The following is a 911-nucleotide window of genomic DNA, read 5'->3' on the forward strand; positions in this document are numbered from 1 at the left end:
AAGAGAGTATCTACAAATAGTAGTTGAAAGGAACACTACCTTCTATAGTTCACACATACTCTTAGCTTCGTTGATTTCCTAGGTACCAACACAATAGGAGATAACCATTTTGTCTCATCTATTGGCTTTATAAATCCCATTTTCATCAATTTTTCTAGCTCGTCCTTAACCTACTTAGCATCATTCAGATTCATCCTATATCTCTATTGTACTAATCAAAACCTCATCCTCTTTAAGATTGATCATGGGCTAATATACATGTGGATCTATCCCTCTCATATCTGTATAGTCTCGTGCAAATACATCAATGTATTTGCATGAAATACCTAATGAAGGGGAGCAGCTGGGAACACAACAAAAGAGGAATACGCACGCACACACTCACACACACACCACCATAGCCACACACACAGGTTGAAGGGGGAGAGCCAACATACTGTGTGCCCCCTTTCTTTCTTCTCTATCTTATGCACTAAGGCACAATACACATTGTACTTAGTGTTAGTGGCTCACACAAGTGTATAGCTGTACACTAGGGTTAGTGGCAGTTAGTGATGGACAATCGCGCACATGGCCATTAAACCTAACATTCTCCCACTTTATGGCCAATGTGGGAGACCACAAGAATAGAAGAGAACCACTCTTCACCTAACGCCCATCAACTTACGGCAGTGTTGAAACTGATGGCTGGAGAGACTCTTATTGAGTGCATCCCCTGTGTTCTCTGATGTAGGAATCTTCACTAAATCAAGGCTCTTGTTTGCCAGGCATTCATGACTGAAGTGATAGCGCACATCAATGTGTTTTGTTTTGGAATGAAACACTGTATTGTTAGACAAGGCAATAGCACTATGATTGTCACAATGAAGAACTGGTGTATGCTGCTCCAACAATCCAAGATCTTTCACTAG

General features: G+C 41.1%; 1 protein-coding gene. It reads right to left on the reverse strand.

Annotated elements, in window-relative coordinates:
- Window positions 1-644: 644 nt before the first annotated feature.
- Window positions 645-911, reverse strand: a 267-nt coding sequence (locus DD606_RS26300; protein WP_219824255.1) for a Ty1/Copia family ribonuclease HI, incomplete at its 5' end; no start/stop codon positions are given.

Origin of the sequence: Enterobacter cloacae complex sp. GF14B (assembly GCF_004136805.1) — a bacterium.
GTDB lineage: Bacteria > Pseudomonadota > Gammaproteobacteria > Enterobacterales > Enterobacteriaceae > Enterobacter > Enterobacter hormaechei_C.